This window comes from Telluria sp. LT2P34 (assembly GCF_059685915.1).
The window spans coordinates 1,308,807-1,331,569 of the sequence record NZ_JCASIN010000001.1; the positions used below are offsets into that span (position 1 = coordinate 1,308,807).

11 protein-coding genes are annotated in these 22,763 nt (G+C 64.8%); 7 read left to right on the forward strand and 4 right to left on the reverse strand.

Annotation, left to right across the window (positions count from 1 at the left end):
• Window positions 1-10 precede the first annotated feature (10 nt).
• Window positions 11-4,195 carry a YhdP family protein gene (locus tag AC56KZ_RS05850; protein ID WP_497161176.1) on the reverse strand — a complete coding sequence of 1,395 codons (4,185 nt, stop codon included), beginning with the start codon at window positions 4,193-4,195 and terminating at the stop codon, window positions 11-13.
• Between the two features lie 207 nt (window positions 4,196-4,402).
• On the opposite strand from AC56KZ_RS05850, the gene glnE reads away from it, so the two are divergent.
• The 4 genes from glnE (at window position 4,403) to map (ending at window position 14,557) form a co-directional block, all read left to right on the forward strand.
• A complete protein-coding gene (gene glnE / locus AC56KZ_RS05855; RefSeq protein ID WP_497161177.1) occupies window positions 4,403-7,162 on the forward strand; it encodes a bifunctional [glutamate--ammonia ligase]-adenylyl-L-tyrosine phosphorylase/[glutamate--ammonia-ligase] adenylyltransferase in 2,760 nt (919 codons plus the stop codon).
• A gap of 314 nt (window positions 7,163-7,476) precedes the next feature.
• The gene (locus tag AC56KZ_RS05860) at window positions 7,477-10,377 is read left to right on the forward strand and encodes a TonB-dependent receptor plug domain-containing protein (RefSeq protein WP_497161178.1); all 2,901 of its coding nucleotides are present in this window, start codon (window positions 7,477-7,479) and stop codon (window positions 10,375-10,377) included.
• A 386-nt stretch (window positions 10,378-10,763) separates the two neighbouring features.
• On the forward strand, window positions 10,764-13,649 hold the full coding sequence (locus AC56KZ_RS05865) for a TonB-dependent receptor domain-containing protein (protein WP_497161179.1): 2,886 nt from the start codon (window positions 10,764-10,766) through the stop codon (window positions 13,647-13,649).
• A gap of 143 nt (window positions 13,650-13,792) precedes the next feature.
• Window positions 13,793-14,557: a type I methionyl aminopeptidase gene (gene map, locus AC56KZ_RS05870; RefSeq protein ID WP_497161180.1), complete on the forward strand. Its 765-nt coding sequence runs from the start codon at window positions 13,793-13,795 to the stop codon at window positions 14,555-14,557.
• A 54-nt stretch (window positions 14,558-14,611) separates the two neighbouring features.
• Here map and gap read toward each other — a convergent pair whose 3' ends face one another.
• The 3 genes from gap to AC56KZ_RS05885 form a co-directional block, all read right to left on the reverse strand.
• The gene (gene gap / locus AC56KZ_RS05875) at window positions 14,612-15,622 is read right to left on the reverse strand and encodes a type I glyceraldehyde-3-phosphate dehydrogenase (RefSeq protein ID WP_497161181.1); all 1,011 of its coding nucleotides are present in this window, start codon (window positions 15,620-15,622) and stop codon (window positions 14,612-14,614) included.
• A 37-nt stretch (window positions 15,623-15,659) separates the two neighbouring features.
• Window positions 15,660-17,648 (reverse strand): transketolase, encoded by a 1,989-nt coding sequence (gene tkt, locus AC56KZ_RS05880; RefSeq protein ID WP_497161182.1) that lies wholly within the window; start codon window positions 17,646-17,648, stop codon window positions 15,660-15,662.
• Window positions 17,649-17,807: 159 nt separating this feature from the next.
• Window positions 17,808-20,714, reverse strand: coding sequence for a TonB-dependent receptor domain-containing protein (locus AC56KZ_RS05885; RefSeq protein ID WP_497161183.1), 2,907 nt, complete (start codon window positions 20,712-20,714; stop codon window positions 17,808-17,810).
• Between the two features lie 273 nt (window positions 20,715-20,987).
• On the opposite strand from AC56KZ_RS05885, the gene AC56KZ_RS05890 reads away from it, so the two are divergent.
• The 3 genes from AC56KZ_RS05890 to AC56KZ_RS05900 form a co-directional block, all read left to right on the forward strand.
• Window positions 20,988-21,719: a 16S rRNA (uracil(1498)-N(3))-methyltransferase gene (locus AC56KZ_RS05890; protein ID WP_497161184.1), complete on the forward strand. Its 732-nt coding sequence runs from the start codon at window positions 20,988-20,990 to the stop codon at window positions 21,717-21,719.
• 125 nt (window positions 21,720-21,844) lie between these two features.
• Window positions 21,845-22,330, forward strand: a complete 486-nt coding sequence (locus tag AC56KZ_RS05895; RefSeq protein ID WP_497161185.1) for a DUF3016 domain-containing protein — start codon at window positions 21,845-21,847, stop codon at window positions 22,328-22,330.
• Window positions 22,331-22,476: 146 nt separating this feature from the next.
• Window positions 22,477-22,763: transposase (locus AC56KZ_RS05900; protein WP_497161186.1), on the forward strand; the 287-nt coding region annotated here is incomplete at its 3' end.

Below are 22,763 nucleotides of genomic sequence, written 5' to 3' on the forward strand. Positions count from 1 at the left end.
ATTCATGCCATCACTCCTTGGCAGCGGCCGCCGGACGCGGCGGCGGGTTGTCGATCTTGGTGATCGTCGGCGATTTCCATGGCCCGGTGACCTGCATGTGATAGGTCATCGCCTTCATCATGGGAGCGCGCAGGAAAAGTTGCGCCAGGAAGGAGCCGAGGCCGATGACCGGGTTGACCGCCAGGCCATAGACCAGCGGACCGGTGCCGAGGTTGAACTCGGGAATCACGACGACGCGCAGGTTGGTCGATTCGTTGGCGATGTCGGCGGTGCCGTCCATCAGGATGGTGGCGGCCACGCCGTGCATTTTCAGGTTATCGGTCTTGACGACGCCGCGCGTGATCATCGCGTTTGCGCTGATGCCGTCGAAGGCCAGGCCTTCGGAAAACACGTCGTGGAAATCGAGTTTCAACAGGCGCGGCAAGGCCTGGAGACTGAGCACGCCCAGCAGCTTGGCCGCGCCCGGATCCTGTTTCAGGAACTGGCCGCCGCCGACGTTCATTTCGATCTGGCCCGACAAGGTCGGGATGTCGAGCGCATACGGCAGACCGTTCCAGGAAATATCGCCCGACATCTTGCCTTTGCCGCGACGCAGGGTTTCCGGGAAGCCGAGGCGGTCCAGCAAGCGCCCGGCGTCGATGATGTCGAGCGTGAAATTCATCCCGGTATTGCTCTTGCCGTCTTTCGTCAGCCAGCGTCCGGTGGCCTTCAGCTGGCCGTCCGGGTTGGTCAGCGTCAGGCGGTCGATCTGCCACTCCTTGCCGGCCAGCGCCGGTACGTTGCTCGCCTGCAGGTCGAGCCGCCCGAACTGCTTGTTGAACAATTCGAAACGCTCGGCCGTGATGTCGAGCGCCGGGATGGTGGCGCTGGCGCCGCGGTTCGATTCGAGCAAGTCTTTCACTTCGGCCGCCGAGGAGGCCGGAATCACCAGCGAAGCCAGGCGCGCGGTGACTTTCCCCAGCCCCTGCCCCTGGCCCTCGCTCCAGGTGATGTGGCCCGAGGCCTGGCGCGAATGCAGGTTGGCTTGCCAGGCGCTGCCGCGATGCGAGGCGCCCACGACCACGTCGGCGATCCTGCGCTCGCCGATGAACAGTTCGCCCGCGCGCGCCGCCAGGGTGGTCGGCATCACGTATTGCGAGAAATTGAGACCCGGGGCGGCAGCACCGGCGCCGGCCTTTGCCGCCCCATCGTTCGTGCTGCTTCCCGCGATGGCGCGCGCAACCGCCAGCCAAGCATCGACATTCAGCGACTTCATGTCGACGTTGATCATCACGCCCTCGTCCGGCTCCGGCGCCGGCAGGTTGACGCCGATGCCGCCGCGCTCCACGATCCAGCCGCTGTGCGGCTGGCGGCTGCGCAGGTAGCGGGCGGCCACGGCATTGCCCAGCGACAGGCGCAGTTCGTCGCGGCCGACACCGTCGACCGCCGGCGCGCCGTTCAGCACGAAATGCAGGGGCAGGCTGTCCGCCTGCGGCTTGTTCAGCGGCGCCGGCAATTCCAGGCCGAGTCCGGCCAGGGTGGAGTCGATGGTGACGCCGAGGCGGCGCTCGCGCACCGTGATCGCGCCCGTATAGCGCGTGCTGCCCGACAGGCGGCTGGCCAGGCGCGCCAGCCCCGGGGCGCTGCTGCGGCGCATGCCGTCGGCCGACAGGGTGCCGGCCAGGCGGATCGCGATCGCGCCGTCGCTTGCGGTGCCGCCGGCCAGCGCCAGCGGGCCGCCGACGAAACTGGCGCCGACCCCGTTCAGGTTGAAGCCGTGTTCGGTGAACTCGATCTTGCCCAATGCGGCCTGGAGGGGCGGCAAGTCAGGGAACAATTGAATGTCGTTGTTCTGCAATTGCAGGGCGCCCTGCACCTTCGTGCCGGCAAGATTTGCCAGCGGCATCTGCAGCTTCAGCCCGAGCTGGGCGTTGCCGCTGCCCTGGGCGTCGTCGGTGACATGGCCGATCCAGCCCGGCACCGGGCTGGCCGCCACATAGCGCAGGAAGTCCTGCAGCGTGCCGTCCGCCATGCCGTCGATGTCGAGCATCATGCCTGGGACGCCGAGTTGGGGGATGACGGCGCGCACCTTCGTCAGGTTCAGGCCGAGCGTGCGCAGGGTGTCGGCATGGATTTCCATGCGTGCACGGTCGAACACGATGCTGCCGTTGATCCCCTCGGCGAGCGGCCACTGCGGCCGGTTGTCCGGCGTGCGGTGGCCGGGCGAATATTCGAGCGTGGCCCCGGCCAGGCGCCCGGCAACGCGAAATTCGCCGCGCGCACGGTCCAGCGCATTCTCGGCGCGGAACGGGAATCCGGCGAGGTCGCCGCGCAGGCGCAGGCGCACGTCGTTCAAGGTGCCGCCCTGCAGGGCCGAGCTCAGCCAGCCACGCAGCCCGGGCGGCGTGGCCAGCGGCAGGAAACGGCCTACTTGCGCAATCTGGAAGCCGTCGAGCGTGCCGCTGAGGTCGGCAACGCCGGGGCCGCGCCCCGCCTGCAAGGGCAGTTGATGGCGTCCGGACAGGCTGCCGCGCAAGGCGCCCTGCGCAAATTCCAGCTTGTCGACCTCGACCAGCAACTGCTGGCCCGGCTGGTAGTTCCAGCGCGCACCGAGCGCCAGCTTATCGAAGGGCATCGATGGCTCGGCGAACCAGGCCGGCATGTGCAGCGCCAGCGCACGCGAGTCGAGCACGATGCTGCCGCCCTTGTCGGTGGCGTCGATGCTGCCGGACAGGTTGTCGAAACCCGGCAGCGCCGGCAGTCCCGCCTGGGCCGCCTGCGGCCGCAGGGACAGGCCGGCCACCCTGCCCTTGACCCGGTAGTTGGCCGGACGCGGCGTGCGGCGATCCCACAGCCCGTCCCAGGACGCGGAAAAGTCGAGCAGGCGGCCGCGCGGAGCAAGATCGGCGAGCGCCTGGCGCTGCGGCGCCGACAGCGGCAGCTGGGCGGCCACCCCGGCCAGCGCGGCGAGGTCGACCTGGCGCGCCTGGATCTCGACCCGCTGCGGGCGGCCGCCGCGGGCGGGCGTAAAGGTTTCGGTGAAGCTGGCCGGCGGCAGCGCGCGGCCATCCGGCGTGACCAGCACAAAATTGTCCATGCTCATCGTATGGCCCTTGGCGCCAAAGGTCGGCTTGCCGTCGGCCTTGCCCGGCGCCAGCACTTCGCGCGCCGACAGGCGCCCCGCCACGCTGGCAAAGCGCAGGGCCGGCAGATCGGGCCTGACCCGCGCCGCCACGCCGGCCAGCGCCAGGTCGGCGGTGAAACCGGCCAGGCGCGCCTGGTCGAGCTGCATCCAGGCACGCAGCGAGCCGCGCCCGCGCGTTATCTGGAATGGATAGTCGAGGTAGGCGCGCCAGGCGGCCAGGTCGGCCTCGCGCAGGTCGGCGTAGAGCTCGCCGCGCCAGAGCGCGATGTCGGACGCCCGGCTGCCGAAACGGGGATGGGTAAAGCGGGCGCGCACGTCGAAGGGCTGCGCCAGCGCGGCCGGTGGCGTCGCCTTCAGCGCGAACTGGTGCGTGGTCCAGCGGTTCTGCAGCACCAGGGTGACGTCGCGCAGGGCCAGCGGCGCGGCGCCGCGGCGTTCGTCGAACCAGTCGACCCGGCCCTCGCGAATCAGGATTTCGCGCTGGCGAAACGCCCAGTCGCCGCCGCTGCCGCCCTTGTCGCGCTCGTTCGGGTCGAGGCGCATGCCGGCCAGGTGGATCACGCCGCCGGCGTCGCGCCGCACGGCCAGCTGCGGGCGGATCAGTTCGAGCGTCTCGAAACGCGGCTCGGCCGCCACCACGCTCCACCACGACAGGGTCGCCGACACCGAGGGCAAGGCCAGCACCTGGCGCCCTTTGGTGTCGGTCAGGGAGACGTCGCCCAGGAACAGCGAGGGATTCAGGCCGCTCCAGGACGCGTAGATGCGCGCGATGGCGACCTGGTTGCCGAGCGCGCGGCTGGCGCTGCGCTCGATGTCGTCCTTGTACAGGTCGATGTTGGGCAGGATGGCGTAGCGCAGCGCCAGGAACAGCAGGGCCAGCGCGAAATAGACAAACAACACCAGCTTGACCGTGAAGCCGAGCACGTGGTGCGAGGCCAGGTTCGCATAGCGGTAGCCCGCGCGCATGCGGCGCCAGGGCGCGCCGAATCGCCCCTGCTGCTCATGCGGCTGGTGCGACTGCTGCGCCGAGTGCGCGTGGGCATCGGCCGCCTGCGGTTCCGGATTGTGCATCAAGGTGCTAATAAAAAAGGCTCGCCAAGGTGGATCTCAAGGTGGTTCTGTAAAACTGATCGATCGACAACGTATTCTTTGAAAGAAGAGCCCTTGCTAGGCATGTGGCGTCTCCCTTACCATCGTGCTGACCGGGGCAGCGCGGCGGGCAATTTTACCGCAAGCAAGCCTGCCGGACCCGCTTTCACACTCCAGCCGGACCCTCCCATGCCCCCTGCCGCAAGCGCCTGCAACCTGAACCTCAGCTCACCTTCCCAGTCGCGCTTCTACGCGCGCTGGCTCGATGCGGCGCCCGGCCGCGCCGGGCAGCTCTCTGCCTTATGCGGATTATCGCTGGCTTGCGCGGATTTCGGCGCTTTATTGAAACAGGAGTTGGCTGCTGGCATCGGATTGCCACGCGCCATGCGGCGTCTGCGCAACTTGCTGGTCTGCGGCCTGATCCGGCGCGACCTCGAGGGACAGGCCGATCTCGACGAAGTCGTGCGCACCATGACGGGCTTTGCCGATTTCGCGATCCGCACCATGCTCGCCGAGCTGATGTCCGAGCTGGTGGCCGCCCACGGGATGCCGGTCGGCGCCGAATCGGGCCTGCCCCAGGAAATGCTGGTGCTGGCAATGGGGAAACAGGGCGGCGGCGAGCTCAACGTATCCTCCGACATCGACCTGATCTTCGTCTACCCGGAAGACGGCGACACCCAGGCCGGCGCGGGCCAGCGTTCGCTGTCGAACCATGAATTCTTCATCCGCCTCGGGCGGCGCCTGATCGGCGCGCTGTCGGAAGTGATTGAAGACGGTTTCGTGTTCCGGGTCGACATGGCGCTGCGCCCGAACGGCAACTCGGGCCCGCTCGCCGCCAGCCTCAACATGGTCGAGGAATACCTGATCGTGCAGGGCCGCGAATGGGAACGCTATGCCTGGGTCAAGGCGCGCGCCGTGACCGGCGCCGCGGCCGACATCGCCGCGCTCGACGCCATCGTGCGGCCCTTCGTGTTCCGCCGCTATCTCGACTTCGGCGTCATCGATGCGATCCGCAACATGCACGCCCAGATCCGCGCCGAGGTCAAGCGCCAGGAACGCCTGCATCCGGACCGCAGCAACAACGTCAAGCTCGGGCGCGGCGGAATCCGCGAAATCGAATTCCTGGCCCAGGTCTTCCAGCTCATCCGTGGCGGGCGCGACCCGGCGCTGCGCGAGCGCTCCACGCGCCAGACCCTGCGCCTGCTGGCCGAGCGCGAGCTGATGACCCAGGACACCGTCGAGCGTTTGCTGGGCGCCTACAGTTTCCTGCGCAATCTTGAACACCGCCTGCAATACCTGGACGATGCCCAGACCCATACCCTGCCCGCGCTGGAGGCCGACCGCCAGCTGGTGGCGCGGATGATGGGCTGCCCGGACATCGCCACCCTGCTCGAGCGGCTGGAAGAACAGCGGGCCTTCGTGGCCGACCAGTTCGACGACATGTTCGCCGAAAAAAGCACCCCGCTGGACGAGGAAAGGGCCGGCCTGGAAGCGATCGCGGCCGATCCGGAAGCCCTCAAGGCCATCGAAAGCCATCTCGCCGGCCTCGGCTACGAGGACCCGGCCGGCAGTGCGCGGCGCCTGGCCGGTACCTGGAACGCCCCGCGCCTGCAGGGCCTGCCCGATGCCAGCCGCGCCCGCCTGCTGGCCCTGGTCAACCTGGCGCTGCCGCAGGTGGCGCGCGTCGTCGAGGAAGCCGCGCTGGCGGCCGGAGCGGGCGCCGGCAGCCATGGCGCCACGCTCGGGCGCCTGCTCGACTTCCTGGAAGCGATCGCACGCCGCTCGGCCTACCTGTCGCTGCTGACCGAATACCCACACACGCTCGAGCGCGTGATCCGCATGATGCACGCCAGCGGCTGGGCCGCCACCTTCCTGACCCTGCACCCGATCCTGCTCGACGAACTGCTGGACGACCGCGGCAGCGGCATCGACGATCCGGCCATGCTGGCGGCAAACCTCGACGCGCAGCTGGCCGAAGCCCTGGGCGACACCGAGCGCCAGCTCGACATCCTGCGCGAGACCCACCATGCCCAGCTGTTCCGGCTGCTCTCGCTCGACCTCGCCGGCGAGCTGTCGGTCGAGCGCCTGGCCGACCATCTATCGGCGCTGGCCGACGTGGTGGTGGCCGCCACGGTGCGCTGGGCCTGGCGCACGGTCGCCACCCGCCATATCGAAGAGCCGCGCTTCGCCGTCATCGCCTATGGCAAGCTCGGCGGCAAGGAGCTCGGCTATGTGTCGGACCTCGACGTCATCTTCCTGTTCGACGACGAGGACGAGATGGCGCCGTCGAACTATGCCAAGCTGGGGCAGCGCTTCATCACCTGGATGACGGCGCACACGCCGGCCGGCATCCTGTTCGACATCGACACCGCCCTGCGCCCGGACGGCGCCAGCGGCATGCTGGTCAGCTCGCTGGCCGCCTTCGAGCGCTACCAGCACAACGCGGCCTGGGTGTGGGAGCACCAGGCGCTCACCCGCGCCCGTTTCTGCGCCGGCGACGCGGCCATCGGCACGCGCTTCGAGGGGATTCGCGAAGCCGTGCTGCGGCGCGACCGCAGCGCCCGGGAGGGCGAACTGAAGGCGGAGGTGCTGAAAATGCGCACGCGCATGCATGATGCATACCCGAACCGCAGCGCACTGTTCGACCTGAAGCAGGACAGCGGCGGCATGATCGACATCGAATTCATCGTCCAGTACCTGGTGCTGCGCTATGCGGCCCTGCATCCGCAACTGACGGCTAACGCCGGGAATATCGCCTTGCTGCACCGCAGCGCCGAACTCGGCCTGATCGACGCCGCCCTGGCCACCAGCGTCGCCGACGCCTACCGCGCGATGCGCAAGCTGCAGCACCAGTTGCGCCTGCAAGGCCGCGAAGCGCGGGTTGAACCGGGCGCCGTCGGCGAGCACGCGGCCAGCGTCGTGCGGCTCTGGGAAACGTGTTTCGGCTAAATTTTTCCAGTTCATAGTCGGGTCAACGCAAGCTTCCTGCAAGCGCAATGCGCCCGGCTGTTCAATGCAAATCCGCGCCGATAGACCACGATAAGACAATTTAGCGCACCCACCCGGTACGCATGGCTACTGCTGACTTTTCAGTCACTTGACTTTGCACTTCGACATGTTGTTTTCAAATCACACAACACATCCGTCTGTTGTTGACACTAATCAATATCCAATGCTCTCATTGGGGTGCGTAATTACGATAACGCAGCGATGCAGTTCATAGAAACAGCCGCCATGGGCGGCAAATAAAACCCGGAGAGCACATGCAACAACGTACCAAGATCGCAATGGCCGTCGCGATCGCCCTTCACTCCATGGTGTCAGTGGCCCAGGCCCAGGACACGATGCAACGCGTCGAAGTGACCGGTTCGCGTATTCGCACGGTCGACCTGGCAACCTCGCAGCCAGTCCAGGTGATGACCCAGGCGCAGATCCAGGCTACCGGCCTGGTCACTGTCGGCGACGTCATCAACAACATGTCGTCGGCCGGTTCGCCAGCGTTCAGCAAGGGCGGTGCCCTGACCTCGAACCGCGAGAATGGCGGCCAGTACGTCAACCTGCGCAACCTGGGCAGCCAGCGCCTGCTGGTGCTGGTCAATGGCAAGCGCTGGACCCAGTCCACCGCCGGCTTCACCGACATGTCGACCATCCCGTCGTCGATGATCGAGCGCATTGAAGTGCTGAAGGATGGCGCCTCGGCGATCTACGGTTCGGACGCAATTGCAGGCGTGATCAACGTCATCCTGAAAAAATCGATGGAAGGCGGCCAGATCAGCCTGTACGCCGGCCGCAACGCTGACGTCGCCGACGGCAAGAACCGCGACTTTTCGCTGACCTACGGCGCCGGCAGCGAAAAGGCGAACCTGATGTTCGGCCTGTCGCACACCGAGTCGGGCGCAGTGTTCGCACGCGACCGCGACATCACCCGGTTCCCGCGTAGCCCGAGCTACCCAACCGACGGCCTCGGCGGTGGTCCTTGGGGCCGTGTCCGCCAGGTCAGCGCCAGCGGTGGCCCGACCGGCTTCGACCGCCTCCTGAACCACACTGGCGACCAGGAAGATCCGGGCGTCGGCGCCGATTCGCGCAATCCGGCCAACTACCACGCCGTCATCGGCACGACCCCGATCGTGGCCGACAACTACAACACCACCCAGGACGTGGTGTTCGCGATGCCGTCCAAGCTCGACACCATCTTCACCAAGGGCGAGCTGGAGATGCCATTCGGCACGCGCCTGGTCACCACGGCGATGTACTCGCAGCGCAAGAGCGTCTCGACCGTCGCCGGCTACCCGCTGAGCTCGACCTCGCAAAGCGCCTTCCCTGTCTACATCGACAAGGACAACTACTTCAACCCGTACGGCAACCAGGTTGCCGGCGCCGGCGTGGGCCAGGACCTGTTCTTCTACCGCCGCACGATCGAAGTGCCGCGCGTGACCGAGAACGACAACCGCACCCTGCACATCGACGCCACCCTCGAAGGCGACTTCGAAATGCGCGGCATGCCATGGAACTGGAGCGCAGGCTACAACCACAGCAGGATTTCGGGCGGCACCCAGGGTACCGGTAACCTGAACCTGCTGAACCTGAAGAAGGCCCTCGGCCCGTCGTTCCGCAATGCTTCCGGCACCGTCCAGTGCGGCACCCCGGGCGCACCGATCCCGCTGGCGACCTGCGTACCGTTCGACATCCTGGGCGGCCCATCGGCCTCGACCAAGCAAGCGCTTGACTACGTGATGTCGGTCAGCGGCTACACCTTCGGCAGCAAGGTCGACAGCGCTACCGCCGACATCGGCGGCGAACTGTTCAACCTGCCTGCTGGCGCAGTCGGCTTCGCAACCGGTATCGAGCACCGTACCGTGACAGGTGAAGACCTGCCGGGCCAGTTCGAGCGTTCGGGCTTCTCGACCGACCTGGCCGGCAATCCGACCACCGGCCGCTACACCGTGCGCGAGGCTTACGCCGAGCTGAACATTCCGCTGCTGAAAGGCCTGCCGTTCGTCGAATCGCTGGGCGTCAACCTGGCGACCCGCTACTCGGACTACAGCAACTTCGGTTCGACCAACAACAGCAAGTTCAGCTTCACCTACCGCCCGACCAAGGACCTGATGGCCCGCGGCACCTGGGCTGAAGGCTTCCGCGCACCAACCGTGGGCGATACCTTCGGCGGCGGCCAGCAAGCCTTCGACACCTACCTCGACCCATGCGACACCTTGTACGGCGAAGCAGCGCGTACGCCTGCCGTGGCCGCACGTTGCAGCGCCGGTTTCGGCGGCATCGGCGGTACCGGCGCAGGCTTCCGCCAGCGTACCCAGACCGGCGCCGTCATCACGTCGAGCAGCAGTGTCCAGACCGCTTTCCCGTTCCAGGCAGGCGCAGGCAACAACCTGCTCCAGCCTGAAACGGCAACGACCCGCACCCTGGGCCTGGTGTTCAGCCCGTCGTTCGTGCCAGGCATGTCGGCAGCGCTCGACTGGTACAGCATCCAGATCGACAACCGCATCGTCGGCGTGTCGGCGAACTACATCCTGGGCGAGTGCTACACCCAGGGCCTGGCAGGCTTCTGCCAGAGCGTGCGTCGTGACCCGGCAACCGGCGTGATCATCGACCTGGCCCGCGGCAACGCCAACCTCGGTCAGATCAAGACCGAAGGCGTCGACCTCGAGCTGCGCTACCGCCTGCCACGCTTCGCCTTCGGCCAGGTCAACCTGCGCAGCGAAACGACCTACCTGGACGAGTACTCGACCAAGAGCTCGGCCGCTGCACAGTGGATCGACTTCTCGGGTGAATACGATTTCCATCGCTGGAAGTCGAACTTCAACGTCGACTGGACGCTGGGTAACTGGAGCGCGACCTACGGCCTGCGTTACCTGAGCCCGGTCCTGGACCAGTGCTACAACATTCCTAACAAACTGGAATGCAATGAGCCAGGCACCTTCCGTGCGGGCGCAACCTCGGCCGGTGCAAACCGTCTGGCGTCGCTGACCTACCACGACATGAGTGTCGCTTACACCACCCCATGGAAAGGCAACATCCGGGTTGGCGTGAACAACGTGTTCAACAAGAAGCCACGCTTCACGATCCTGGGCGCCGCTTCGGCAACCTATATCGATGCCGATCTGCCGATCGATCGCTTCGTCTTCGTGCGCTACAACCAGTCGTTCTGATTCTGAACGCCTGAGGAAATGCCCGCTTCGGCGGGCATTTTTTTTGCCCCTGCCTTCCCTTCCCCACACCTTCCCTATCCGTTTCAGCTCGGCAACAATCAATATTCGCCTCTAGAGCATGTTCACCGTAGCGTCAAGAGTGATTCGTTTGAACAACTGCATGTAAAGACGCGCGATTGCAACAATGACAGAATTTTAATCGGACTCATTGACAGAGCCATTCGGCAGATGCTTCCATGCTGGATGAAATGATTGATGGACATATCCTGTAGGTCCGCCAAAGCTTTCGATAGGTCGCGCTTGCGACACCTTCCGTAGCGGCAGTGCCGGCTCCCCGGCAAGCTGCATCTTCACCCCTAGGAGTTTGCAATATGATGGAAACAATCTTGTCCCGGTCGATCCGTACGATCTGCCTGGGCGGCATGGCCCTCGGCATGACTGCCGCGTACGCACAAGAGACGACCGCGCCGCTGCAGCGCGTCGAAGTCACAGGTTCGCGTATCCGCCAGGTCGACCTGGAGACGGCCCAGCCGATCCAGGTGATGAGCCAGGAACAGATCCAGAAGACCGGCCTGGTAACCGTCGGCGATATCCTGAACAACATGTCGTCGGCCGGCGCGCCTGACTTCAGCCGCAGCGGCTCGCTGACCTCGAACGCCGAAGCCGGCGGTCAGTACGTCAGCCTGCGCAACCTCGGCTCGAACCGCCTGCTGGTGCTGGTGGACGGCAAGCGCTGGACCCAAACCGCCGCCGGTTACACCGACCTGTCGACCATCCCGTCGGCCATGATCGAGCGCCTTGAAATCCTGAAGGATGGCGCCTCCTCGATCTACGGCTCGGACGCGATCGCCGGCGTGGTCAACATCATCCTGAAAAAGAACATGGAAGGTGGCCAGCTGTCGCTGTACACCGGCATGAACCAGGAAAAAGACGGCAAGAACAAGGACTTCTCGCTGACCTACGGCGCATCGAACGACAAGGCATCGCTGATGTTCGGCCTGTCGCACACCGAGCAAGGCATCGTCCGCACCGGCACCCGTGCCATCAGCGCGACCACCTTCGGTCCGAATCACCCATTCGACGGCCTCGGCGGCGGTCCATGGGGCCGTATCACCCCGATCAGCGCTTCGGGCGGCTCGAACACGAGTGCAGCGACCGGCGGCTTCAACCGTGTCCTGAACCACACCGGCAGCTTTGACGGCGTCGGCGTCGGCGCGGATTCGCGCAACATCAATAACTACCATGCGTTCACCGGCGCGCCTGAAGACCGTTACAACACCACGCAGGACATGGACCTGCTGTCGCCGAACAAGCTCGACACCCTGTTCATCAAGGGCGAGCTGGCCCTGCCGATGGAAATGCGCCTGAAGACGACCGCGATGTACTCGCAGCGCCAGTCGACCCGCCAGATCGCCGGCTACCCGCTGCAGTCGACCTCGCAGGCCGCCTTCCCGGTCTATATCGACAAGGACAGCTACTACAATCCGTTGGGTAATCAAGTCGTCGGCGCCGGCCTGGGCCGCGACCTGTTCTTCCAGCGCCGCACGATCGAAATCCCGCGCGTCACCGACAACGAAAACCGCACCCTGCACATCGATGCGGCGCTTGAAGGCGACTTCACGCTGCGCGGCATGCCGTGGAACTGGAGCGTGAGCTACAACCACAACGACGTGTCGGGCACCCAGCAGGACACCGGCAACATCAACCTGCTGGCCCTGAAAAACGCGCTCGGACCTTCGTTCCGCAACGCTTCGGGCGCCATCCAGTGCGGCACCCCGGGCGCGCCTATCGCCCTGGCGACCTGCACCCCGTTCAACATCCTGGGCGGCCCATCGGCGTCGACCCCGCAGGCGCTGGCTTACGTCAACACCCTGGGCACCAAGACCTACGGTTCGACCATCAACAGCGCCAACGTCGACGTCGCCGGCGAACTGTTCCAGCTGCCAGCCGGCGCGCTGGGCCTGGCTGTCGGTTTCGAGCACCGCGAAGTCCAGGGTTACGACATTCCCGACCAGTTCTCGCAGTCGGGCTACTCGACCAACCTGTCGGGCCTGCCTACGGTCGGTGAGTACAGCGTTCGTGAAGCCTACGCCGAGCTGAACATCCCTGTGCTGAAGAACAAGCCGTTCGCAGAACTGCTGAGTTTCAACCTGGCGACTCGTCACTCGGATTACAGCAACTTCGGCACCACCAACAACAGCAAGGCCAGCTTCATGTGGAAGCCGGTCAAGGACGTGCTGTTCCGCGGTACCTGGGCTGAAGGCTTCCGTGCACCGACCGTGGACGACGTCTCCGGCGGCGGTTCGCAGTCGTTCGACACCTTCCTCGATCCGTGCGACACCCGTTTCGGCGAAGCATCGCGCAACCCGACCGTGCTGGCACGCTGCATCGCCTCGGGCACCAGCTCGACCTACCGTCAGCTGCAGGCGGCAGGCACGCCGATCACCAGCACCGGCGGCACGCAGGGCCTGGTGGCGTTCAACTCGGGCGCCGGCAACCAGTTCCTGACCCCGGAAACCGCGATCACCAAGACCGCCGGTATCGTCTACAGCCCATCGTTCGTGCCTGGCTTCACCGTCGGCCTGGACTGGTACGACATCGCCATCAAGAACCGCATCACCGCAATCGGTGCGGACTACGTGGCTGACCAGTGCTTCATCGACGGCAGCGCCAACTTCTGCTCCGTGATCGGTCGTGACCCGGTCACCGGCCAGATCAACCGGCTCTCGCGCGGCAACGCCAACCTGGGCGAAGTCGAAACCAAGGGCCTGGACCTGGCGCTGAACTACCGCCTGCCACGCACTTCCTACGGCCAGTTCAGCCTGCGTAGCGAAACCTCCTACACCGATAGTTACCGCACCCGCGGCGCTCCCGATGAAGAGTGGAACGAATACGCCGGCGACTACTTCTACAACCGCGTGAAGTCGAACAATTCGGTCGACTGGTCGCTGGGTAACTTCAGCGCCAACTGGGGCTTCCGTTACTACAGCCCGGTGAAAGACGCTTGCTGGGACATCGACATCGAGTGCAACATGCCGACCGCCGAAACCGCCAGCCATGGCACCGGCGCCAACAAGCTCGGTTCGGTCACGTACCACGACATGAGCGTCGGCTACAAGACCTCGTGGAACGGCCGCATCCTGGTCGGCGTGAACAACATCTTCGACAAGAAGCCACGCATCGCGTACAGCACGCAAGCATCGGCTGCGTCGGTGGATGCCGACATGCCGCTGGACCGCTTCTTCTACGTCCGCTACAACCAGTCGTTCTAATGGCCGGGGCCCGCAAGGGCCTTGCCTGAAGAAAGGCCAAATGCCCGCCCTCACCCGGCGGGCATTTTTCATTCCTGCTGCTCGTTGCTGCTGCGGTATCATGGCGGATTGCGCGGCGCAGCCGCAGTGACCTAAACCGAACAATGGCAATCAAACTCAAGAACGACAAGGACATCGCCAGGATGCGCGGCGCCGGCCGCATGGCCGCCGAGGTGCTGGAGATGATCAAGGAATATGTTGTGCCCGGCGTCTCCACCGAAGAACTCGACCGCCGCTGCAGCGAATACATCCGCAAGGTGCAGAAGGCCACGCCGGCCAACGTCGGCTACCACGGCTTCCCGAAGACCCTGTGCACCTCGGTCAACGGCGTGGTCTGCCACGGCATTCCCAGCGACAAGGAGATCCTGAAGGATGGGGACATCGTCAACATCGACGTCACCGTGATCAAGGATGGCTGGCACGGCGACACCAGCCGCATGTACTACGCCGGCACGCCCTCGCCTGAAGCGAAGCGCCTGGTCGACACCACTTTCGACTGCATGATGGCCGGCATCCGCGCGGTGCGCCCCGGCGCGCGCCTGGGCGACGTCGGCCACGCGATCCAGAAGCTGGCCGAGTCAAATGGCTATGCGGTGGTGCGCGACTATTGCGGCCACGGCATCGGCCGCGTCTACCACGAAGACCCGCAGGTGCTGCACTACGGCCGCCCGCACACCGGCCTGCTGCTCAAGGAAGGCATGACCTTCACGGTCGAGCCGATGATCAATGCCGGCGACGATGAAGTGGCCCAGCTCGACGACGGCTGGACCGTGGTCACGCGCGACGGTTCGCTGTCGGCCCAGTGGGAACACATGATCGCTGTGACCCGGGACGGTTTTGAAATCCTGACGCCCTGGCCGAAGAGCTGAGACGAAAAAAAACCCGCCGATCGGCGGGTTTTTTCATGCTGAAGCGAGTACGGCTTACTTCGCGTTCATCAGTGCGACGGTGGTGTCGAGCATGCGGTTCGAGAAGCCCCACTCGTTGTCGTACCACGAGGACACCTTGACCAGGCGGCCCGAGACTTTGGTCAGGGTCGAATCGAAGTTCGACGAGGCCGGGTTGTGGTTGAAGTCGATCGACACCAGCGGCTCGGTCTGGTAGGTCAGGATGCCCTTCAGGGCGCCTTCCGAAGCCGTTTTCAGGATCGCATTGACTTCGTCCACGGTGGTGTCGCGCTTTGCGATGAAGGACAGGTCGACCAGCGAGACGTTGATGGTCGGCACGCGAATCGCGAAGCCGTCCAGCTTGCCGTTCAGTTCCGGCAGCACCAGGCCGACCGCGGCGGCGGCGCCGGTCTTGGTCGGGATCATCGACTGGGTCGCCGAACGGGCGCGGCGCAGGTCTTCGTGCATCACGTCCGACAGCACCTGGTCGTTGGTGTAGGCGTGAACAGTGGTCATCAAGCCGGTTTCCAGGCCGATCGCATCGTTCAGCGGCTTGACCAGCGGGGCCAGGCAGTTGGTGGTGCAGGAGGCGTTCGAGATGACGGTATCGGAGCTCTTCAGTACGTCCTGGTTGACGCCGAAGACGATGGTCGCATCGACATCCTTGCCGCCCGGCGCCGAAATGATGACTTTCTTGGCGCCGCCCTTCAGGTGGGCCGACGCCTTTTCCTTGGTGGTGAAGAAGCCGGTGCACTCGAGCACCACGTCCACGCCAAGCTCGCCCCATGGAATCTCGGCCGGGTTACGCTGCGCGAACACGCGGATCGGGTCGCCATTGACGATCATGTTGTCGCCCTCGACCGTCACGGTGCCCGGGAACTTGCCGTGGGCGGTGTCGTAGCGGGTCAGGTGGGCGTTGGACTCGGCATTACCCAGGTCGTTGATGGCGACGATCTGGATGTCCTGCGTCTTGCCGCCTTCATAGAAAGCGCGCAGGATGTTACGGCCGATGCGGCCATAGCCGTTGATTGCAACTTTGATGGTCATGCTCTGAGCTCCTGATTAAAAAAAACCGTTAGCAACGTTATGCGGTAATGACAGCCTTGGCCTTGGCCACGACGTTCTCGACGGTGAAGCCGAAGTGCTTGAACAGCACCGGCGCCGGGGCCGATTCGCCGAAGGTATCGATGCCGACGACGGCGCCCTCGAGGCCGACGTACTTGTACCAGAAGTCCGATACACCGGCCTCAATGGCAACACGTGGCGTGCCGCGTGTCAATACGCTGGCTTTATAGCTTGCGTCCTGGCGCTCGAAGACGTCGGTCGACGGCATCGACACGACACGGGCGGCAATGCCCTCGCCTGCCAGCACATCAAACGCCTTCATCGCCAGTTCGACTTCGGAACCGGTGGCGATCAGGATCACCTTGGCATCGGCCGCATCGCGCAGCACGTAGCCGCCCTTGGCGACATTCGCCACGGTGTCGGCGTCGCGCTCCATGAACGGCAGGTTCTGGCGCGAGAAGATCAGGGTCGAAGGGCCGTCGCGGCGCTGCACGGCGCAGCCCCAGGCGACCTGCGACTCGACCGTGTCGCAGGGACGCCAGTTGTCCAGGTTCGGGATCAGACGCAGCGAGGAGACGTGCTCGACCGACTGGTGGGTCGGGCCGTCTTCGCCCAGGCCGATCGAATCGTGGGTGAACACGAACAGCGAGCGGATCTTCATCAGGGCAGCCATGCGCAGGGCATTGCGGCTGTAGTCCGAAAAGGTGAGGAAGGTCGCGCCGAAGGGAATGAACCCGCCGTGCAGGGCGACGCCGTTCTGGATCGCGGCCATGCCGAATTCGCGCACGCCGTAGTTGATGTGGTTGCCGGCGATACCGGAACGCACGGCGACCGACTCTTTCCAGTTGGTCAGGTTCGAGCCGGTCAGGTCGGCCGAGCCGCCCAGGAATTCCGGCAGGCTTGGCGCCAGCGCCTGGATCGCGTTCTGCGAGGCCTTGCGGGTGGCGATGGTTTCGCGCTGAGCGATGCAGGCGGCAATCGCCGCGTCCAGCGTCTGCTGGAAGTCGCCGGGCAAGTCGCCGGCCATGCGGCGCTCGAGTTCGGCAGCCATTTGCGGGTGCTGCGCGCGGTACTGCGCGAACATGCTGTTCCAGCCGGCTTCCAGCTCGGCGCCGCGCGCTTTGGCGTCCCAGGCCTGGTGGATTTCGCTCGGAATGTCGAAGGGGATCGGATCCCATACCAGGTGCTGGCGCACGGCCGCGATTTCCTTGTCGCCCAGCGGGGCGCCGTGTACTTTGTCGCCGCCTTCCAGGTTCGGCGCGCCCTTGCCGATGATGGTCTTGCAGCAGATCAGGGTCGGACGGTCCGACTGTTTGGCCTGCTCGATGGCATTCGACACAGCCGCCACGTTGTGGCCGTCGACGGCCGGGATCACGTTCCAGCCATAGGCTTCAAAACGCTTCTGGGTGTCGTCGGTGAACCAGCCTTCGACGCGGCCGTCGATCGAGATGCCGTTGTCGTCGTACAGCCAGATCAGCTTGTTCAGGCGCAGGGTGCCGGCCAGCGAAGCGACTTCGTGCGAAATGCCTTCCATCAGGCAGCCGTCGCCCAGGAAGGCGTAGGTGTAGTGGTCCACCACCTCGAAGCCCGGACGGTTGAATTCATAGCCCAGCAGCCATTCGGCCAGCGCCATGCCGACCGAATTGGCGATGCCCTGGCCCAGCGGGCCGGTGGTCGTTTCCACGCCAGGCGTGATGTGCACTTCCGGGTGGCCCGGGGTTTTCGAATGCAGCTGGCGGAAGTCCTTCAGGTCGTCCATCGACAGGTCGTAGCCGGCCAGGTGCAGCAGCGCGTAGTGCAGCATCGAGCCGTGGCCGTTCGAGAGCAGGAAGCGGTCGCGGTTGAGCCAGCCAGGGTTGGCCGGGTTGTGGCGGTAATGCTTGTCCCAGAGGGCGACCGCGATTTCGGCCATGCCCATCGGCATGCCAGGGTGGCCGGAGTTGGCTTTCTGGACTGCGTCCATTGCCAGCGCGCGGATCGCGTTGGCCATCAGGGTAGTGGTTTGCATAGATTTTTATGGAAAACGTGGTCTGGATCGGAAGGCGGTGGCGATGCGGCTGGCCGTAACCCGATATTCTACCAGACCCAAAGCTGCTGAAATAAGAAGCGCCGACGTAAAAACGGCGGACCGAAGTCCGCCGTTTCGTTTTGCTGCAGTTTTACCGGATCAGAACTTGAGCGAAGCGCCCAGGGTCACGTAACGGCCCACCGCGTCATAGCTTTGCGGGAAGGTGTTGCCGCTGTTCGGGCCGGTGCCGCCGATCGAGCCGCCGACGATTGGCGGCTTCTTGTTGGCGGCATTCGTCACCGACAGGCTGACGCGCAGGTTCTTGTTGATGTTCCAGTTGGCGTTCAGGTCGACATAGTGATATGCCGGGATGCTCGCGAACTGGGGCAGGAACACGGTGCCGCCCGGCTCTTCGATCACGGCGCTGACATAGCGCCAGTTATAGCCGACCGACCAGGTGCCGACGTTCCAGTTGGTACGCTGGTTGAACTTGCGCTTGTAGACCGGCGACGACACCACGTTGTTGCAGGCGATGCTGTAGTAACCGAGGCAATCGCGCTCGACCGACGACGGCGTGGCCTGGAACTTGTAGCTGTTGACCTGGTTGGCGCCCATGCTGACGTCGAAATTGCCCCAGCCGCTGCCGAAGCCGACGCGGTCGGCGCCGAAGCGGTAGGCGAGGTTCAGGTCGACGCCGCTGGTGCGCTGGGTACCGAGGTTCGACAGCGGCAAGGTCACGCCGCGCGACTCGTTGCCGTTGAAGGTGCCGTTGATCGTGTTGCGACCGATCGCGCCGCAAGCCTCGTTGTTGGCGAAGCTCGGGTTCTGAGCCGCGCTGTAGCAGCGGTCCAGGATGTCCGTGCTCGACGGCGACGAGACAGCGTCGCGGATCGCGATCTCGTAGTAGTCGACCGACAGGGCCAGCTTCGGGATCGGCTCGATGACGAAACCGATGGTGCGGGTCTTGGCCGATTCAGGCCCCAGCGCCGCGTTGCCGCCGGACAGGACGTTGATCTGACCCGACGATGGCGCCGGCAGCGAGCCCACGTCGTTGGCCGGCACGCCGGTCAGCACGCACAGGTTCGACAGCGTGCCGGCGCGGGCAGCGTCGGCCTTGTTGATGTTCGCGCCCTGGCAAGGATCCGTGGCCAGGTTCGACAGGCCCGTCACGTTCGGCGCGAACAGCTCGTTCACGTTCGGCGCGCGGGTTGCCTTCTGCACCATGCCGCGCACGCGCAGCATCTCGATCGGCGCCCATTCGCCGCCCGCCTTCCAGCTGCCATAGTCTTGCGACGAATTGGCGGTCGAGAATTCGGTCTGGCGATAGCCCAGCTCCATGTTCAGGGTGCGCACGAACGGCAAGTCGCGCGCCAGCGGCACCAGCATCTCGACCGCGTATTCCTTCAGCGAGAAGCGGCCCGAGCGGTCAGGCGTCGGCGCGCCGGTACCCAGCACTTCCCCCTGCAGCTGCGAAGCGGCGTCCGATTGCGTGCCTGCCGAGACCTTGCGGCTTTCGGCCAGCAGCGACATGCTGATCGGGTCCTGTGCGAACGGGCTGCGCAGGGCGTTGCCCAGGTTGCCCGAGAACGCCAGCGAGGCCACGTCCTGCTTCACGCTTTGCTGCAGCAGCGCGCTGCTGTTGATGTAGGCCGCCTGTGCGGGCGTGATCGAACCTTCGGCGCCGAACACGTTCAGCGGCACGCAGCCGTTGGTGTTGGTGACGCAGGTCGTCGTGTTCAGGGCATTCAGGGCCTGGGTGACCTTGGCCAGCGAACCCCAGTTGCGGCGCTGCTGGGACTGGTCTGCCTGGCCGCGGCTGAAGTAAGCGTCGTAGGTCCAGTCATAGGCGATGTCGCCTTTCGAGCCGATCGTGTACTGCAGCGTCTTGTTGTCGAAGTCGTTGTAGCGTGGACCGAGTTCGGTGAAGCGGCGGTTGACGAGCAGCGGCACGATGGTAGCGTTGCCCGCCACACAATTTGCTGCCGGAATGCCGCGACGTTCGCAGAGCTGCGTACGGGCAGCCTGCGGAATGTAGGGATTGCCGATCGGGACGTTGAAGGTGTTGCCGAAGGTACCGGTCGAGGCCAGGGCCGAGGCGACCTTGCTGTTGGTAACGAAGATCTCGCTATAGATCTCGGCGTAATCGTTGATCTTGTAGTTGCCGAGTGCGGTAGCCTGGGTACGCTCGAGGCCGGTCACATAATAGTTCGGCGGATTCGTGTTGTAGAGCTGGGCCGGTTGCACGAAGCGGCCGGTGGCCGGGTCGATCTGGAAGGCGCCCGGGAGGGTGGTCGCAAGGCCGCCCGTGCCGACGCTGGTCGAGAAGGCCGACGGCACGGTCGTGCCCGAGCCGGTAGGGAGACCGGTCACCGAATTCAGGCTGGTAACGCCGTAGTCGCGCTCGCCCTGGGTCAGCGGGTCGGCGCTGGTCTTGCCGATGCTCAGCACGACGTTGCCGCGGCCGCCATCGAGGTTTGCGCCCATGGTCAGGTCGGTGCGGCGACGCTTGGCGTCGCGCTGGTCGGCAGTGGCGCCGTAGGACGTGGTCAGGTCGACGCCGGTGAAGTTGCGGCGCAGGTTGAAGTTGGCGACACCGGCCACGGCATCGGCGCCGTACACGACGGATGCGCCGCCGGTCACGAGGTCGACGCGGCTGAGCAGGGCCATCGGGATCGAGTTGGTGTCGACCGTGCCGCCGAGGCTGAACGGCACGAGGCGGCGGCCATTGACCAGCACCAGGGTGCGGTTGGTGCCCAGGCCGCGCAGGTCGATGGTGGCGGCGCCGGCGGTACCGTTGTTGGTGGACGGACCGATCGCCGGCACGGCGGCCGGCAGGGACTTGAAGAATTCCTCGACAGCGACTGGCTGGGTCGAGCGGATTTCTTCCGCGGTGATCGATGAAATCGGGCTGCTCGAGTCAAAGCCGGGCGATTTCAGGCGGGTGCCCGTCACTTCGACGACCTGCGGTGCTTGTTCCTGCGCCCAGGCGCCGGCGGAGAGGCCGGCCAGCACGGCGCCGGAACATATCAGGCGCACGGCTTGCGGCAATACCTTTTCTCTAGTCATTATTATCATTTTCCTCGAATTGAACAACGTGAACGCGGCCGGTCCGGAGTACCGGCCCAAACTGGCGACTGCCGACGCAAACCCCGCTGCACGGCGCAGCAAACATTTGCTTATAGATAAGATCATTTATAGTTGATCTTTGTCAATACAACGGGCGTATTTGCGACGTAAATACGACAGTCGCTCAGCAATTCCAGCACCCGGCCGAAGTTTGTCCACGTCTTTGCCGCCGACTTACAATGCGTCCTTCGTCACTTTTCGCTCAGGAGCCGCATGCCCCGCTTTTATTCTTCCCAGCTGCTCACCAGCGGCGCCACCGTCGATCTGCCGGAATCGGTCGCGCATCACCTGCATGTCGTGCGGATGCAGGCCGGCGCGGCGCTGACCCTGTTCGATGGCCGGGGCGGCCAGTACGCGGCGACGCTGCTCGAGATCGGCAAGAAGCGCGCGAGCGCCAGCGTGGGCGCCTTCGAGCCGGTCGAGGCCGAACTGCCCTACGCCGTAAGCCTGGCGCAGGGCTTGCCGGAAGGCTCGAAAATGGACTGGATCATCGAAAAGGCGGTCGAGATGGGCGTGGCGCGCGTGCAGCCGCTGGCGGCCCAGCGCAGCGTGGTGCGCCTGTCGGGCGAACGGGCCGAAAAACGCCAGGCGCACTGGCAGGAAGTGGCCGTGGCCGCCTCCGAGCAGACCGGACGCAACCGGGTGCTGGAGGTAAACCCGCTGCGCGAGGCCATGACCTGGCTGGGCGAACCGGCCACAGCGGCAGCCGCTACCCGCATCCTGCTTTCGCCACGCGGCCAGGGCTCGCTGGCGGCGTGGGCGCATGCCAACCCGGCGCGCGCCGTCTGCCTGCTGATCGGTCCCGAGGGCGGTTTCAACGAACGCGAGGAGGCGGCAGCGATCGCTGGCGGCGCCCTGGCGCTGTCGATGGGCCCGCGCATCCTGCGCACCGAGACGGCGGGAATTGCGGCGGTGGCGGCCTTGAATGCCGCTTGGGAAGGTTGATGCGGCTTGAGTAGTGGTTAATAAAATTTATTTACCACAAACGTCACTATTGCCACCCAGCAGCGTATAGTTAAACGGCAAAAACAAGAGCAGTCATTATCCAATTTCGCTAGAGAGGTGTCGCAATGAAGAAGGCATGTCAAAAACTGGGCGTCAGTGCCCTGCTGCTGATGGCGGTTGCCGCGGCCTCGGCCGCTGAAGTGAGCGTGACGTATATTCAGCCCGAGAATTTCTCCGACCTGCCGACCGGCGGCGAGCGTGAGGAAACGCTCAGGAATCTCACCACCCATTTCGTCAAGCTCGGCGCCAAGCTGCCGGCAGGACAACACTTGCGCATCGATGTGCTCGATGTCGACATGGCCGGCTACGAACAGCCTTCCGGCGCCAGGACCGACATGCGTGTCAAGACGCGCGATGCCTGGCCGCGTATCAGCCTGCATTACTCGCTCGAGAGCAATGGCCAGGTCATCAGCACCGGCCCCGGCGAATTGCGCGATACCTCGTTCATGGATCGCCCGAACCGCTATATGGATCACGACACCCTTCGCTTCGAAAAGAAGATGGTCGACACCTGGTTCGACAAGACGATCATGCCCGCCGCAGGCCGCTGACAAGCGCGCCAGGCCCCGTTTGTCCAGCATGCCGGCTTTTGCCGGCATGTTTTTTTTTCGCCCGCCGCTTTTTGCGGGACGAAAAAAAACCGGCCCCTTTTGAACTGACCCCAATAAGTTGGACACCAACTTATTGGGGTTTTTTCATGTCGAAGTACTCGGAGCAGTTCAAGCTAGCCGTTGTTGAGCAGTACCTGGCCGGCCCATTGGGATTTCAATCGATAGCAGCGCAACATCGAATTCATCATTCGTTGGTGAGCCAATGGGTGGGGCTGTATCGACTTCATGGGACGGATGGCCTGCGCAAAAAGTTCAGTCACTACAGCGCAGAGTTCAAGCTCTCGGTACTGCAGTACATGTGGAGCAATGAGCTGTCCTACGGCCAGACGGCTGGGGTATTCAATATTCGAAATGAGGCAGCTGTAGGTCAGTG